At 61.6% G+C, this 15,321-nt stretch carries 9 protein-coding genes and 2 rRNA genes (1 of these 11 running past the window's edge); all 11 read right to left on the bottom strand.

Going from position 1 to position 15,321, the window contains the following annotated elements:
- Positions 1-107: 107 nt before the first annotated feature.
- Positions 108-1,007, bottom strand: coding sequence for a LysR family transcriptional regulator (locus KSS95_RS09105; protein WP_217853367.1), 900 nt, complete (start codon positions 1,005-1,007; stop codon positions 108-110).
- A gap of 46 nt (positions 1,008-1,053) precedes the next feature.
- Complete coding sequence (locus KSS95_RS09100) at positions 1,054-3,069, bottom strand: 2Fe-2S iron-sulfur cluster-binding protein (protein ID WP_217853366.1); 2,016 nt, start codon at positions 3,067-3,069, stop codon at positions 1,054-1,056.
- Between the two features lie 18 nt (positions 3,070-3,087).
- Complete coding sequence (locus KSS95_RS09095; protein ID WP_217853365.1) at positions 3,088-3,717, bottom strand: glutathione S-transferase family protein; 630 nt, start codon at positions 3,715-3,717, stop codon at positions 3,088-3,090.
- Positions 3,718-3,900: 183 nt separating this feature from the next.
- The gene (locus KSS95_RS09090; RefSeq protein ID WP_217853364.1) at positions 3,901-4,455 is read right to left on the bottom strand and encodes a UPF0149 family protein; all 555 of its coding nucleotides are present in this window, start codon (positions 4,453-4,455) and stop codon (positions 3,901-3,903) included.
- Positions 4,456-4,649: 194 nt separating this feature from the next.
- Complete coding sequence (locus KSS95_RS09085; RefSeq protein ID WP_217853363.1) at positions 4,650-5,636, bottom strand: asparaginase; 987 nt, start codon at positions 5,634-5,636, stop codon at positions 4,650-4,652.
- Positions 5,633-6,787: a hypothetical protein gene (locus KSS95_RS09080; protein ID WP_217853362.1), complete on the bottom strand. Its 1,155-nt coding sequence runs from the start codon at positions 6,785-6,787 to the stop codon at positions 5,633-5,635. The genes KSS95_RS09085 and KSS95_RS09080 overlap by 4 nt, the downstream gene beginning before the upstream one ends.
- Before the next feature lie 12 nt (positions 6,788-6,799).
- The gene (locus KSS95_RS09075; RefSeq protein ID WP_217853361.1) at positions 6,800-7,696 is read right to left on the bottom strand and encodes a nitrilase family protein; all 897 of its coding nucleotides are present in this window, start codon (positions 7,694-7,696) and stop codon (positions 6,800-6,802) included.
- Between the two features lie 134 nt (positions 7,697-7,830).
- Positions 7,831-9,774, bottom strand: coding sequence for a flavin monoamine oxidase family protein (locus KSS95_RS09070; RefSeq protein WP_217853360.1), 1,944 nt, complete (start codon positions 9,772-9,774; stop codon positions 7,831-7,833).
- 187 nt (positions 9,775-9,961) lie between these two features.
- A complete protein-coding gene (locus tag KSS95_RS09065; RefSeq protein WP_134691802.1) occupies positions 9,962-11,605 on the bottom strand; it encodes an acetolactate synthase large subunit in 1,644 nt (547 codons plus the stop codon).
- 720 nt (positions 11,606-12,325) lie between these two features.
- Positions 12,326-12,441 (bottom strand): 5S ribosomal RNA (gene rrf / locus KSS95_RS09060).
- 130 nt (positions 12,442-12,571) lie between these two features.
- Positions 12,572-15,321: ribosomal RNA gene (locus KSS95_RS09055) — 23S ribosomal RNA — on the bottom strand (it continues 143 nt past the right edge of the window).

The following is a 15,321-nucleotide window of genomic DNA, read 5'->3' as shown; positions in this document are numbered from 1 at the left end:
TTTGCGCCCCTTTCGCGACACAAGGCCGCTCCTACAGGGGCGCGCGGTCGCCTGTAGGAGCGGCCTTGTGTCGCGAAAGGGCTGCGCAGCAGCCCCAGGTTCCGGAATCAAGCCAGATGCACCTGGCTACGCAAATGCTCGGCCAGCATATCGATAAAGGTCCGCACCTTGGTCGAGCCATATTTGCTCTCGCGATGCAGGATATGGATCGGCCACGGCGCTTCCTCGTACTCGGCCAGGATCACCTGCAAGCGCCCCGCCGCCACTTCATCCGCCACCTGGTACGACAGTAGCCGTGCGATCCCGAGCCCGGCACTGGCCGCGGCGATGGCGGCGTCGTTGCTGGTCACGGTCAGGCGCGGCTTCATGCGGATCAGCGTCGGGTCGTCGATGGCGCCGAAGCGCCAGTCCGTGCGCGGTGACAGGGTCCCGGCGGCGATGACTTCGTGCTTCTGCAACTCCGAAGGATGGCGCGGCGTGCCATGACGCTCCAGGTATTCGGGCGAGGCGCATAGCAACCGGCGCATCTTGCCCACCCGCAGCGCCTTGAGGCCCGAGTCGGGCAACTGGCCGATGCGCACGGCCACGTCCATGCCCTCCTCCACCAGGTTCACCACACGGTCGAGGAAGAACGCCGAGACGTCCACCTCGGGGTACTGCTGCAGGTAGCGCACGATGCAGGGCATGACGAACTTCTTGCCGAACAGGATCGGCGCAGTCACCGCCAGGTCGCCCTTGGGCGCGGCATTGATGCCGGCGGCGGCTTCGTTGGCTTCGATAATGCTGGCGAGGATATGCCGAGTATCTTCCAGATAGCGCCCGCCGGCCTCGGTCAGGCGCACGCTGCGGGTGGTGCGCAGCAGCAGCTTGACCCCGAGCTGTTCTTCCAGGGCGCTGACCGCGCGGGTCACCGCCGCCGGCGAGATGGCCAGGCGACGGGCAGCGGCGGCGAAGCTTTCCAGCTCGCCCACGGCCACGAACACTTTCATCAGGTGGATCTGGTCCATGCCGCGCCCCACGCGTTGTCGTGGGGCGATTATCCCTGTGCGCACGCTAGAGCTCCAGCACCACGGCTTGAGCGCCGCCCTCGGCCTGGGCCGGAATCGCGCAGCAGATCAGCACACTACCGGCTTCGGGCAGTTCGGCGGGCGGGTTCGGATAGTGGACCTGGCCGCTGACCAGCTTGGTCCTGCAGGTGCCGCAGGAGCCCCCTCGGCAGCTGAATTCCGGCGACAGGCCACGGCTCTCCGCCAGTTCCAGCAAAGTACCGCCACCAGGCACCCAGCGCGCTTCCTTGGCTGAGCTGGCGAAGTACACCGCCACCGACTCGCTGGCGGGCGGCGGTTGCTGCAGGGTGGGTTGGTTGTCGTCGGTATGGCGGCGCAGAGTCGAAGGGCCGAAGGCTTCGGCATGGATGCGGGCGTCGGGCACATGCACCGTGCGCAGCCCCTCGTAGAGATCCTGGGTGAAGCTGGCCGGGCCGCACAGGTAGAAGTCGTAGTCGTCCAGCGGCAAGGTGGCCTTGATCTGTTCGATGCCCAGGCGGCTGGCGAAGGCGTAGTCGCGGCCCTGCACGGCTTGGGGTTCGGGCAGGCTCAGGGCGCGGTGAATGCTCAGCAGGCCACCGGCATGCTGCTGGAGTTCGGTCAGTTCCTGCTGGAACGGCAGGTCGGCCAGCGAACGGCCACCGTGGAACAGGTAGATGCGCCGCCCCAGCCCCAAGGCCAGTTGTTCGCGCAGCATGGCGATCAGCGGGGTGATACCAACGCCCGCCCCAACCAGCACGAGGGGCCGGTCGCTGGTGTGATCCAGGGTGAAATTGCCCATGGGCAGGCGTACCTGCAAAAGGTCGCCCACCTGCAACTGCTGGTGCAGATAGTTTGAACCAGGCCCTTGCGCCTTGACGCTGATACGCAGGTGGCCATCGGACGGCGCGCTGGACAGGCTGTAAGTGCGGATCAGCGGTGCCTCCCCATCCACCTGCAAGCGCACGGGGATATGCTGGCCGGGCGCGAAGGCCACCGTCGTACCCGCCTTGGGTTGCAGGTAGAACGAACGGATATCGCGGCTTTCCTGCTCGATGCGCAGCACGCGCCAGGTCAGCCATTGGCGCTGGCGCTCACGCTGCTGCAGGCGCTCTTCGGCTTCACTCCAGGTGCCGGTCATCAGGCTGGTGGGGGCGTACGCCTGGAAGGCCCAGCGCAACGACACCGCGGCCGGGCGGACCACCACCTGCTCGATGTCCAGGGTCCAGATTCGCTCGGCCCCCTCGAACGCGCTGATCAGCGGGCTGTCGAGAATCACCTCGGTTCGCCCTGAAACCTGCAGTACATCGCCCGTGCTGAAGTCGACGAACAACAGGCCGGCAACCGGGTTGACCAGCAGGTTGCCGAGGGTGTTGAAATGCAGGTTGCCGGCATAGTCGGGGATGGTCAGGCGATTGCCTTCGACCCTGACGAAACCGGGCCGGCCGCCGCGGTGGGACACGTCCACGGCACGTTGGCCGTTTTCCTGCTCGACGTAACTGGCGACAAAGAAGGTGTCGGCGTTTTCGATCATGGCGCGGGTTGCGGCATCGAGTGCCGATGGGTCCCGACGCGCCTGCGGCGGTTCGTCGACGCGGGTGTATTCGCGCAGCTGGATGTACTGGGGGCAGTTGCCGAACGACTGCTCGACCACCACCTCCAGCTGACCGGCGCTGGCCCTGCGGATCAGGCCATTGAGCCGGTTGCGTCGCCGGGTATGCAGTTCGATCCCCAGCAAGCCGATGGCCCCTCCGTCCACCAGGCCCGGCGTGGCCGGGTCATCAGCGGCAGGCGCGGCGCCGATCAGCAGTTGCCGGGGATCGGGCGAGCTGACGAAGCCTTCCGCGCCTTCGAGCAGCGTCGCCCAGGGGGTGCCAGCAGCATCCACGACGCCGGCCACCAGGAACGGCAACTGCTGGTAGAACGCGCGATGCTGGTCGGGCATGAAGTCGCGGATGACCTTCTGGCCGAATGCCTCCATGCGCTGCGCAACACCGACGTGCTCCTGCAGCCGTTTTTCACCTGCATGCCAGGGCGATCGCATGGCGGCATTCCTCTGGGTTCAGAGCGTGGTCTGCAAACCGATGACGGTACGTGGCATCGGCACGAAGCCCGGCAGCGCCTCGATCCGGGCCAGCCAGGCGCGCACATTGGCGTAAGGCTCCAGCGACACGTTGCCCTCGGGGGCATGGGCGATGTACGAGTAGTTGGCGATATCGGCGATGGTCGCCTGGTCGCCGACCAGGAACGGCCCCTTGGCCAGTTCGGCGTCGATCACTTTAAGCAGGGTATGGGTGCGGCCAATCACTTCGTCGGTGTTGAACGAGGCGCCGAACACTGTCACCAGGCGTGCCGCTGCCGGGCCGAAGGCCAGGGGACCTGCCGCCACCGACAGCCAGCGCTGCACGTGCGCGGCACCGACCGGATCCGCAGGCAACCAGCGCTCACCGCCGTAGGCCTTGGCCAGGTAGACCAGGATGGCGTTGGAATCGGCGATGACGATGCCGTTGTCATCGATCACCGGCACCTGGCCGAACGGGTTGATGGCCAGGAATTCAGGCTGCTTGTGCTCACCCTTGGCCAGGTCGACGAAGACCAGCTCGGTAGGCAGTTCGAGCAGCGACAGCATCAGCTCGATGCGGTGGGCGTGGCCGGACTTGGGGAAGTTGTACAGCTTGATCGGGCTTGGCATGTGCGGGGCTCCGGATCAGCGCCGGGAGTGGCGCTGCTGGAGGACATGCTGCACTGGATCGTCTGGCAGCAGAATCAGTGCCGGGAGCAATCCAGTATTTCGTCAAGTGGAATAATCACACTCGCGGTGGGGGGGCACGTCGGGTCGCCGCATCGCCGCTCCCACGCGCCCGCGCTTAGGATCTCAATGACGGTGCTGTTGCTGATGCTGATACAACCCCCGCGCCGCCTCGACCACCTGCGGCACACAGGCCTGAAGTTCATCGACGCTCATCGAATCGAGCAGCTCGAAATTGTCCTCCAGGCCGTGCAGGGAAATGGCCTTGAGCAGGCGATCCTGCTCCGGCGGCAGCTCGCTCCACTCGGCCACTTGGGTACCGCGCATGTAGCCGAAGCACCATTCTTCGAGAATGATCGCCGGCCCCTCCTCGCCTTCGCTCTCCTCGAACAGCGGTTCGAAGTGCTCGAGGTCATCGGCCAGCTCTTGCGCCACCTGGCTGGCGTAACGCAGCATCAGCGCGGTATACGCTTCTTCATGGGCCGGCTTCTTGAACTTCGGCACCTTGCCACCGGCGACAGAGGGCAGCCATTGCTCGGGGTTGACCTTGTTGGGGGAACTGGCCAGGGCGGTGAAGAAACCGTTGAGTTCGGCAAGGTTGAGCACCGAATAGTCGTTGCCGTAGGTGATCAGCAGGTCTTCTAGGCGGTCGAGTTCTTTTTCGCTGAGTGCGGGGAGCATGGCGGGTGTCCTGGATAAATGTCCGAGCACCCTAGCACAAGTCCCCGCCAGCCTAGGCCCTGTACGAAAAGCCTTGATACTCGTTCATGCTGCGTTGAAAACCGCCTCGCAATGCTCATGTACGCCAGTACACTGCGCTTGCTCGGCTGTTTTCGCCTTGCCTGACCTTCGCCTCAAGACTTTTCATACAGAGCCTAGTTCAGCAGCCAGCCCTCCAGCGAATCCGCTTCGCCCGCAGCGCTCAGCAGCCAGAGTAGGATGCGGCATTTGCGCGGACACAACGTACCCGCCATATGGATCCCCCTGGCCAGCAGGTCGATTTCACCGCCGACGAAACCGTACGTGGCCCTGGCTGTCGGCCCGCTCCCGGTGCGTGTGGCAACGATGACCGGCATGTGACGGGCAAGATCGGCCAGTGCATCGGCCCACGCCCTGGACACATGCCCGGCACCAAAGCCCGCGACCACCAGCCCTGTATAGCCAAGGTCAGGCAAGGCATGGAGCAGCATCGTGTCGGCATCGAGGCAGGCTTCCAGCAAGGCGATACGCGGAGCATCCCTTCCCGGTTCAGGCACGACTCGACGTGGAGAAGGTGGCTGACGATAGCGGACGATGCCCTCGACCAGCACGCCCAACGGCCCTTCACCCGGGGACTCGAACGCGGCCAACGCCAGGCTTGCCGTCTTGCGCACCTGGGCGGCCAGGTGGATCTGATCATTGATCACGACCAGCACGCCCCGCCCCCTGCTGGCCTGCGTCGTAGCCACCTGCACTGCCGCCAACAGGTTGGCCGGCCCATCGGCCCCCGGCTGGCTGGCCGCGCGCATGGCACCGGTCATGACCAACGGCGCCTCGAATGGCCATAGCAGGTCGAGGAAGTAGGCCGTTTCCTCCATTGTGTCGGTCCCTTGGCTCAATACCACGGCCTGCGCTCCGCCCTGCACTTGCGCGCGCGCCCAGGCCAGCACCTCCAACAAGCCCTGGAAACCGAGCGAGGCACTCGGCAACAGGCACAGCGTGGCGGTATCGATCTGCGCAAGCGCAGCCAACTGCGGCAGCGAGGCCAGCAACGCTGCGCAATCGAGTTGCGGTGTTACGCCCTGACCGGGCGCGACAGCCTGCATGCTGACCGTGCCACCCAGGCTGGCGATCACCAGCCTGGGCAATGGCGCCTGGCTCATGAGTGACCTCCTGCCAGCAGAGCGACCAAGGGCACGATACCCAAAGTACTGATCGCCATGGACAGGACATTGCCGACATAACCGTGAATATGGCCCGGCAAGCGCTGACTTATAGCGACAGCCAGAGGCGGCGCGATCAACGCGCCCAGAATAGCGCTGCTCACCACCACCTGCCACTGGCCACCCAAGGTCAGCACCGCGGCCGGTACGATCGAAACGATGGGAATATAGGTGGGATACCAACCCCGCGCCATCCACTGGCGTCGCCAGAACAGCACCCCAACCAACGAGGCCAGCGCCTGCCCAGCCACGATCTGTATCACCAGTTGCGATCCGTAGGCCGGTGCGCCCGGTGCCAGCACATAGGCCAGCAGCACGCCCAACAGCAGCCCGAGGCTGGCCAGTTCGTTACCGAAGAACGGCGCCTCGCTGAAGTCCGCCAGGACCCGGCGCAAAGTCCACGCCACACCGTAGTCGGGCTTGCGCGCAATGGCCTGCGGGGTAACAGCGGGTAACGCATCGCGCACCAGCGATGGCAAGTATTTACACAAGCTGAAGGCCAACACGCTGGCCAGCGCCATGCCGCCGACGTTGCCGATCACCACCGGCAATTGCAACGGATAGCACAGGTAGTTGACCAGCAGCAGGCTGGCCGGGGTCACCAGCAGGGCCCCGAGCAAGGCGCCCGTGAGCGTAACCCGCCACCCGCCGCCGAACAGCAGCACCATCGCCGCCGGCAACGACACGAAGGCGACGAAGGTCGGCTGCCAGGTACCACTGGCCAAGGTCCAGCCCCATAACGCATGGCTGAGCAACAGACCGAGTAGCGAGCTGGTGAACAACCAGGGCCACAGGCCAGTGCCATAGCAGATCGCAAAGCCTTGCCAGCGATAGCCGCGCACATGCGCCCAATGCGCCAGGGCGGCCCCCAGCAACAGCCCGAGGGCCGGCAATTCGTGCTTGTAGAAGGCGACTTCGCTGATGTCGCCGATGATCCAGCGCAACCTGCTCAACGGCTGATCCAGGCTTGCCGCCAGGGCGGCATAGTCAGGCCATTGCCCGAACACCAGGCTGGCGGCGAGCAGCACCGCCAGGATGGCAAGGATCAGCAAGGGCAGCGGCGAGCGACGCAGTATGAGAACCTGTTCCATGCGCACACCTCCTCAACGTGGCATCGGCGGATGCAGGCGATAACCCAGCGTGGCGTCGTACAGGTCGGTGCGCCGGTCACGAGGCAGGTCGTTGAGGCTGTTCCAGATCGGTGCCGAGCGCGCGGCGCTCAGATCCACATCGGCGTACAGGATGCATTCCTCCTCGGCGTTGGCCACCTCGCCCAGGGGCCAGCCATGGGTGCCGGCGATCAGCGAGCAACCGAGGAAGCGCCCGCCGCGCTCACGACCTATGCGGTTGGCGGCGGCAATGTAGACGTTGTTGACATGGGCGGCGGTCATGGTCAGGTACGATGCCATGCAGCGCCCCGCTTCATCGAACAGCGGTGGCGGCGTCCATACCCAGTTGTTCAGGCTGCAGATGATGTCGGCGCCCTGTGCCGCCAGCAACCGAGGCACCTCCGGGAACCAGATGTCCCAGCAGATCAGCAGGCCGATGCGGCCGATTGGGGTTTCGAACACCGGAAAGCCCAGGTCACCGGGGGTAAACCAAAGTTTTTCCTGGTTCCACAGATGCGCCTTGCGGTAATGGCCGAGCAGCCCCTCGGGGCCGAACAACACCGCGCTGTCATAAAGCTTGTGGCCATCCCGTTCGGCGAACCCCGCAGCCAGATAGACCTTGTGCTCACGGGCAAGGTCGGCCCAGGCCCGCAGGCTGTCACCGCCCTGCAATGGCTCGGCATGGGCATACGCTTCGGCCCGCGAGTGGAAGCTATAGCCAGTGTTGGCCAACTCGGGCAGCACGATCAGGTTGGCACCTTCACGTATTGCGCGCCGGGTCAGGGCCAGGCCCCGGTTCAGGTTACCTTCGCAATGCTCGATCCCCACCTGGGGATCGCACTGGATGACAGCGATGCGCACAGGGCTAACGGGAATGCTGGATTCCTGCATGACGGCTTCCTCTTGTGGTTGTTGTGGAAGGCCGTCAGTAGAGCTGGGTTACCCCGGGTGCGGCAGTCAGGCGACTCGCTTGCCCTTGGCAGAGATTACGAAACCTCTGGCAAGGGCTTTCCTACAAGGTTGTTTCAAACCCGTTGTGGCGCCAGTGCGTATTCGGGGTAATGGTCGAGGGTGAAGCCTGCGTTGAACGATGCACCGGTATGAGCGCACAGGTTGATCACCGTATCGATGGCGGTACGCAGGCAGGGCTCCGTCCAGCCCGCATCGACCGAAAAGGACTCGCCGGCCAGGTAGAGCCCCGAGCGCTCGCTCAGGTCGCGGTTGTATTTCATCAGGCTCACCGCGTCGTAGTACGTCCCCGCCCGGTACAATTTCGCACAGCCCAGTGCATTACGATCTGACATCCACCGTTGTATGCGAATGTTTCGGGTATCAATGTAAGGCGAGATCGGTTCAGCGACGTTGGTGCAGCGCAGCAGGATCCGGTCGAGCTCCTGCACGCACTTGGCTGCGAGCGCCTGGTCGCTGAACAGCGCAAGCTTGGTGGCATCGTCTTCCCAGGTGTAGCTGAGCAGGATGCAGTCCTGGGCGTGGCTGGCGTCATAGCGATAGGCGTAGACATCGTGCACGAAACTGTCGGTGACCAAGATCTGCGGCAGGTTTGGGTGTTGCGCCAGAAAGCGCTTGTGCAGGGGCGCATAGACCTTGCAACTGGTTTCCCAATGCGCGTGCTTCCAGGCGTCGATGATCGATTGCGGCAGCATTTCGCGGTTGAAGCCCTCGAGGCGCATTCCTGTTTCGATCAGCCAGGACGGCGTGGTCAGCACCACGCTATCGAACTCGGCACTCAGGTTTTTTGCCCTGGCCGGAGCGCTATGCTGCCAGCGGTATTCGACCCTTATGCGTCCATCGGCTAGCTTGTGCAGCCCACACACCGAACTGTCGGTCAACAACCCATCCTCCCGCTCGAGGCACTGGCGGTACAAGGACGTGCCCAGCGTCTGGATGTCCATGAACAGCAGTGCCTCGTCCATCGCGGCCAGGCCTATATAGGACGGAGCCTGGAACTGCAGCCCTCGGCTGTCGGGTACCGTTTGCAGCGCCGCATAGGGCGCAGGGAGCGGAACACCCTGTTCATCCACCCGTCCATGAACCAGCTGCAAATGGCTACTGAAACCAAAAATCGCCGTGCGCAAGGGGTAAAGGCAACATACATCGTAGAACGCGCCCCAACTGCCATCGCCAATACCGATTGCATAGAAGATTGACGACTCCTCGGCGTCCATACCCAGGCCGCCAAAATCGCCCGGTGCTGTCGGGCTCCAAACCTCCACGGCCGGCAGCAGTACCAGGTCACGGAACGACAGCCTGTGATAACGCTCGACAATGGCAGCCCATTGCGAGCGCCATTGCTCGGTACCGTAGATCGCCGCGACCTGCTGCGCAAAGCGTTGAGCAAAGCGCTGCCATTTGCCATGCACTTTTTGCAGCTTTTCGGTAGGTGGCGGCGTATGCCCTTCAGGGTTTTTCCAGATCAGCAGCTCGGGCTCGCCCTCTCCATCCAGCTGTCCCTCGCGCAAATAGATACCCGTTGCATTGACCCAAGGCGTCCCTGGGTTGGGAAAGTCCGAGATGCGCAGGTCGAACAGATCAGCGTAGAACGCCATCAGCGAGCGCCCGTCCTTGGGAGGCTCTGCGGTGCGATTGAAAAACGGCATGCGCATGGCGCCCATCTCGAACGGAGCCGACGGTTGACCTTGCTCATCGTGATTGACCACCGTCAGGTGACGGCCCCCAACACGCTGTGCCTGCTCGATGAGAGTGATTTGGGTAAAGCCGCAGCGCAGCAGCTCCCGGGCGACCGTGAGGCCGGTGATGCCAGCGCCGACGATACAGATGCGATGATCAGGCCGGTTGGCCTGGGCAATACCGTCGTGCTGCTCGACCAGACGGCGGTAGTCGAAACACAGGTCGGGGGGATTAGGGAAACGCGCAGCCCAGGGCAGCACTGGAGCGATTGGCTCGATCGCCAGATCGGCAGGATGGTTGTGCGTGGATCCGATGGTCATGGTCTCGGGCTCTTCAGTGATGATGAGACCTTGGAGCATGCTGCGCACAAGCCAGTGGAGATCGGTAGATAGATATCGCTGAGGCGCCTGTTGCCAAAGCTGAAGCAATCGCGGGTCAAGCCCGCTCCCACAAGACCTGTATTGGCCCTGTGGGAGCGGGCTTGACCCGCGATAGAAGCATCAGCGTTTAGACCGCCAGCGCGCGCTCACGCAGCTCGCTGTTGAGGATGCGGTCGTTCTCGCTGTAGTCCACCGGGCAGTCGATCACGTGCACGCCTGGGGTCTTGATGCAGTGCTCGAGCAGCGGCAGGAAGGCTTCGGCGCTTTCCACGCGGTGACCGTTGGCCCCATAGGCTTCGGCGTACTTGACGAAGTCCGGGTTGCCGTAGTCCAGGCCGAAATCGGTGAAGCCCATGTTGGCCTGCTTCCAGCGGATCATGCCGTAGCCATCGTCACGCAGGATCACCACGGTGATGTGCATGCCCAAACGTACCGCGGTTTCCAGTTCCTGGCTGTTCATCATGAAGCCGCCGTCGCCGCATACCGAGATGACCGGGCGATCCGGGTAGACCAGGTGCGAAGCCATGGCCGATGGCAGGCCGGCGCCCATGGTCGCCAGGGCGTTGTCCAGCAGTACGGTGTTGGGCTTGTGCGCCTTGTAGTTGCGGGCGAACCAGATCTTGTAGATACCGTTGTCCAGGGCAACGATGCCTTCGGACGGCAGGGCGCGACGGATGTCGGCGACCATGCGCTGCGGGTAGACCGGGAAGCGGTCGTCGTCGGCGCCTTCGGCGATCTGCGCTTCGTTGGCTTCACGGATGGCCATCAGGCGGGTGAAGTCCCAGTGGCTGGTGTCGGTCAACGCTTCGCTGATCTGCCAGACGGCGTTGGCGATATCGCCGATCACTTCCACCTGCGGGAAGTACACCGCATCCACCTCAGCCGAGCGGAAGCTCACGTGGATCACTTCGGTGCCGCCACGCACCATGAAGAATGGCGGCTTCTCGATGACGTCGTGACCGATGTTGACGATCAGGTCGGCGGCTTCGACGGCGCGGTGGACGAAGTCACCCGAGGACAGCGCGGCGTTGCCCAGGAAGCGCGGGTGACGCTCGTCGACCACGCCTTTACCCATCTGGGTGGTGATGAACGGGATGCCGGTCTTGTCGATCAGTTGCTTGAGGACCTTGGCGGTCATCTTGCGGTTGGCACCGGCACCGATCACCAGGATCGGGTTACGGGCGTTCTTCAGCTTCTCGACGGCCGCTTCGATGGCCACGTGCTCGGCCAGCGGGCGACGGTGCAGGCTGCGCGGGATCGGCAGCGCGTCGGTCTGCTCGGCAGCGATGTCTTCCGGCAGTTCCAGGTGCACGGCACCCGGCTTCTCTTCTTCGGCCAGGCGGAAAGCTTCACGCATGCGCGCCGGGATGTTGTCGGCCGACGCGAACTGGTGGGTGTACTTGGTGATGGGGTCCATCATGCCGCACACATCGATGATCTGGAAGCGACCTTGCTTGGACTTCTTGATCGGCTTCTGGCCGGTAATCATCATCATCGGCATGCCGCCCAGATAGGCGTAGGCACTGGCGGTCACCAGGTTGGTGGCACCTGGGCCGAGGGTCGACAGGCTGACGCCGGTCTTGCCGGTCAGGCGGCCATAGGTGGCAGCCATGAAGCCTGCGGACTGCTCGTGGCGGGTCAGTACCAGCTTGATCTTCGATTTGCGCAGGGACTCGAGCAGGTCGAGGTTTTCCTCGCCGGGGATGCCGAACACATATTCGACACCTTCGTTTTCCAGGCATTGCACAACGACATCGGCGGCCTTGGCCATCTTGCTTCTTACCTCAAGTAATAGGACGGTTGAAAGTCCAGAAATGCGCAGCACGGTACGCTGGCATCGCGCTGTCCGGGGGCCAGGGTTGCCCCGAACCTAAGTCTTGACGCAGGGTGGGTACGGGGAAGTCACGTCAACGAACGGTAATAATTGTCGCACCCTTGGCGGGTGGGCGGTGAGATAGCCGACGAGCAAAACTGCGGTGTGGGAAGTGTAGGAGCCAGCCTTGCTGGCGAACCAAGCGACGCGGTCTGCCTGGTCCAGGCCCTGCAATGGCCCCCTGTAGGCACGGCCTTGTGTCGCGATCGGGCGCGCAGCGGCCGTAATTCAGGCGACGCGATTGTCCTGGAGGACCGAGGCTGCAGGATGGCACCGGCTGCGCCGGTGTTCGCCGGCAAGGCCGGCTCCTACAGCGATCGCCGCCCGCCTGCGGCCTGTAGGAGCCAGCCTTGCTGGCGAACCAAGCGACGCGGTCTGCCTGGCCCCGCCCCTGCAATGGCCCCTGTAGGAGCGGCCTTGTGTCGCGATCGGGCGCGCAGCGGCCGTAATTCAGGCGACGCGATTGTCCTGGAGGACCGAGGCTGCAGGTTTTGCGGCCGCTGCGCGCCCGATCGCGACACAAGGCCGCTCCTACAAGGGCCGCACCTGCCGGGGTTTTCTGCACCACAAAGACAAAACCCCTACCTGCTCGCGCAGATAGGGGTTTTGCGAAATGAATCTTGACGATGACCTACTCTCACATGGGGAAGCCCCACACTACCATCGGCGATGCATCGTTTCACTACTGAGTTCGGGATGGGATCAGGTGGTTCCAATGCTCTATGGTCGTCAAGAAATTCGGTTGCCGTGAATGCCTTGCAGCACTCTCAGCCAATTCGGATATGTGAATTTGTGGCCCTACGAATCTTCGGGTCTTTCGTCTTCACCACCACAATCTGCGTAAGCAAATTGCTTGGGTGTTATATGGTCAAGCCTCACGGGCAATTAGTATTGGTTAGCTCAACGCCTCACAGCGCTTACACACCCAACCTATCAACGTCGTAGTCTTCGACGGCCCTTTAGGGGATTCAAGATCCCAGTGAGATCTCATCTTGAGGCAAGTTTCCCGCTTAGATGCTTTCAGCGGTTATCTCTTCCGAACATAGCTACCCGGCAATGCCACTGGCGTGACAACCGGAACACCAGAGGTTCGTCCACTCCGGTCCTCTCGTACTAGGAGCAGCCCCTCTCAAATCTCAAACGTCCACGGCAGATAGGGACCGAACTGTCTCACGACGTTCTAAACCCAGCTCGCGTACCACTTTAAATGGCGAACAGCCATACCCTTGGGACCGGCTTCAGCCCCAGGATGTGATGAGCCGACATCGAGGTGCCAAACACCGCCGTCGATATGAACTCTTGGGCGGTATCAGCCTGTTATCCCCGGAGTACCTTTTATCCGTTGAGCGATGGCCCTTCCATACAGAACCACCGGATCACTAAGACCTACTTTCGTACCTGCTCGACGTGTTTGTCTCGCAGTCAAGCGCGCTTTTGCCTTTATACTCTACGACCGATTTCCGACCGGTCTGAGCGCACCTTCGTACTCCTCCGTTACTCTTTGGGAGGAGACCGCCCCAGTCAAACTACCCACCATACACTGTCCTCGATCCGGATAACGGACCTGAGTTAGAACCTCAAGGTTGCCAGGGTGGTATTTCAAGGATGGCTCCATGAGAACTGGCGTCCCCACTTCAAAGCCTCCCACCTATCCTACACAAGCAAGCTCAAAGTCCAGTGCAAAGCTATAGTAAAGGTTCACGGGGTCTTTCCGTCTAGCCGCGGATACACTGCATCTTCACAGCGATTTCAATTTCACTGAGTCTCGGGTGGAGACAGCGCCGCCATCGTTACGCCATTCGTGCAGGTCGGAACTTACCCGACAAGGAATTTCGCTACCTTAGGACCGTTATAGTTACGGCCGCCGTTTACCGGGGCTTCGATCAAGAGCTTCGCTTGCGCTAACCCCATCAATTAACCTTCCGGCACCGGGCAGGCGTCACACCCTATACGTCCACTTTCGTGTTTGCAGAGTGCTGTGTTTTTAATAAACAGTCGCAGCGGCCTGGTATCTTCGACCGGCGTGGGCTTACGCAGCAAGTGCTTCACCCTCACCGGCGCACCTTCTCCCGAAGTTACGGTGCCATTTTGCCTAGTTCCTTCACCCGAGTTCTCTCAAGCGCCTTGGTATTCTCTACCTAACCACCTGTGTCGGTTTGGGGTACGGTTCCCAGTTATCTGAAGCTTAGGAGCTTTTCTTGGAAGCATGGCATCAACCACTTCGCGCTCTAATGAGCACTCGTCATCAGCTCTCGGCCTTAAGATCCCGGATTTGCCTAAGATCTCAGCCTACCACCTTAAACTTGGACAACCAACGCCAAGCTGGCCTAGCCTTCTCCGTCCCTCCATCGCAATAACTGGAAGTACAGGAATATTAACCTGTTTTCCATCGACTACGCTTTTCAGCCTCGCCTTAGGGACCGACTAACCCTGCGTCGATTAACGTTGCGCAGGAAACCTTGGTCTTTCGGCGTGCGAGTTTTTCACTCGCATTGTCGTTACTCATGTCAGCATTCGCACTTCTGATACCTCCAGCAAGCTTCTCAACTCACCTTCACAGGCTTACAGAACGCTCCTCTACCGCGTCATCAAAGATGACACCCGTAGCTTCGGTGCATGGTTTGAGCCCCGTTACATCTTCCGCGCAGGCCGACTCGACTAGTGAGCTATTACGCTTTCTTTAAAGGATGGCTGCTTCTAAGCCAACCTCCTAGCTGTCTAAGCCTTCCCACATCGTTTCCCACTTAACCATGACTTTGGGACCTTAGCTGACGGTCTGGGTTGTTTCCCTTTTCACGACGGACGTTAGCACCCGCCGTGTGTCTCCCATGCTCGGCACTTGTAGGTATTCGGAGTTTGCATCGGTTTGGTAAGTCGGGATGACCCCCTAGCCGAAACAGTGCTCTACCCCCTACAGTGATACATGAGGCGCTACCTAAATAGCTTTCGAGGAGAACCAGCTATCTCCGAGCTTGATTAGCCTTTCACTCCGATCCACAGGTCATCCGCTAACTTTTCAACGGTAGTCGGTTCGGTCCTCCAGTCAGTGTTACCTAACCTTCAACCTGCCCATGGATAGATCGCCCGGTTTCGGGTCTATACCCAGCGACTAAAGCGCCCTATTAAGACTCGCTTTCGCTACGCCTCCCCTATTCGGTTAAGCTCGCCACTGAATATAAGTCGCTGACCCATTATACAAAAGGTACGCAGTCACCTAACAAAGTAGGCTCCCACTGCTTGTACGCATACGGTTTCAGGTTCTATTTCACTCCCCTCTCCGGGGTTCTTTTCGCCTTTCCCTCACGGTACTGGTTCACTATCGGTCAGTCAGTAGTATTTAGCCTTGGAGGATGGTCCCCCCATGTTCAGACAAAGTTTCTCGTGCTCCGTCCTACTCGATTTCACTGGCAAGAGATTTTCGTGTACGGGGCTATCACCCACTATGGCCGCACTTTCCAGAGCGTTCCACTAATCTCAAACCAGCTTAAGGGCTGGTCCCCGTTCGCTCGCCACTACTAAGGGAATCTCGGTTGATTTCTTTTCCTCAGGGTACTTAGATGTTTCAGTTCCCCTGGTTCGCCTCTTGCACCTATGTATTCAGTACAAGATACTCA

It is taken from the genome of Pseudomonas muyukensis, assembly GCF_019139535.1.
In the GTDB taxonomy this organism is placed as follows: Bacteria; Pseudomonadota; Gammaproteobacteria; order Pseudomonadales; family Pseudomonadaceae; genus Aquipseudomonas; species Aquipseudomonas muyukensis.
Note: the sequence above shows the minus strand (reverse complement) of the source record. Positions and strands in the feature narration are given on the sequence as shown.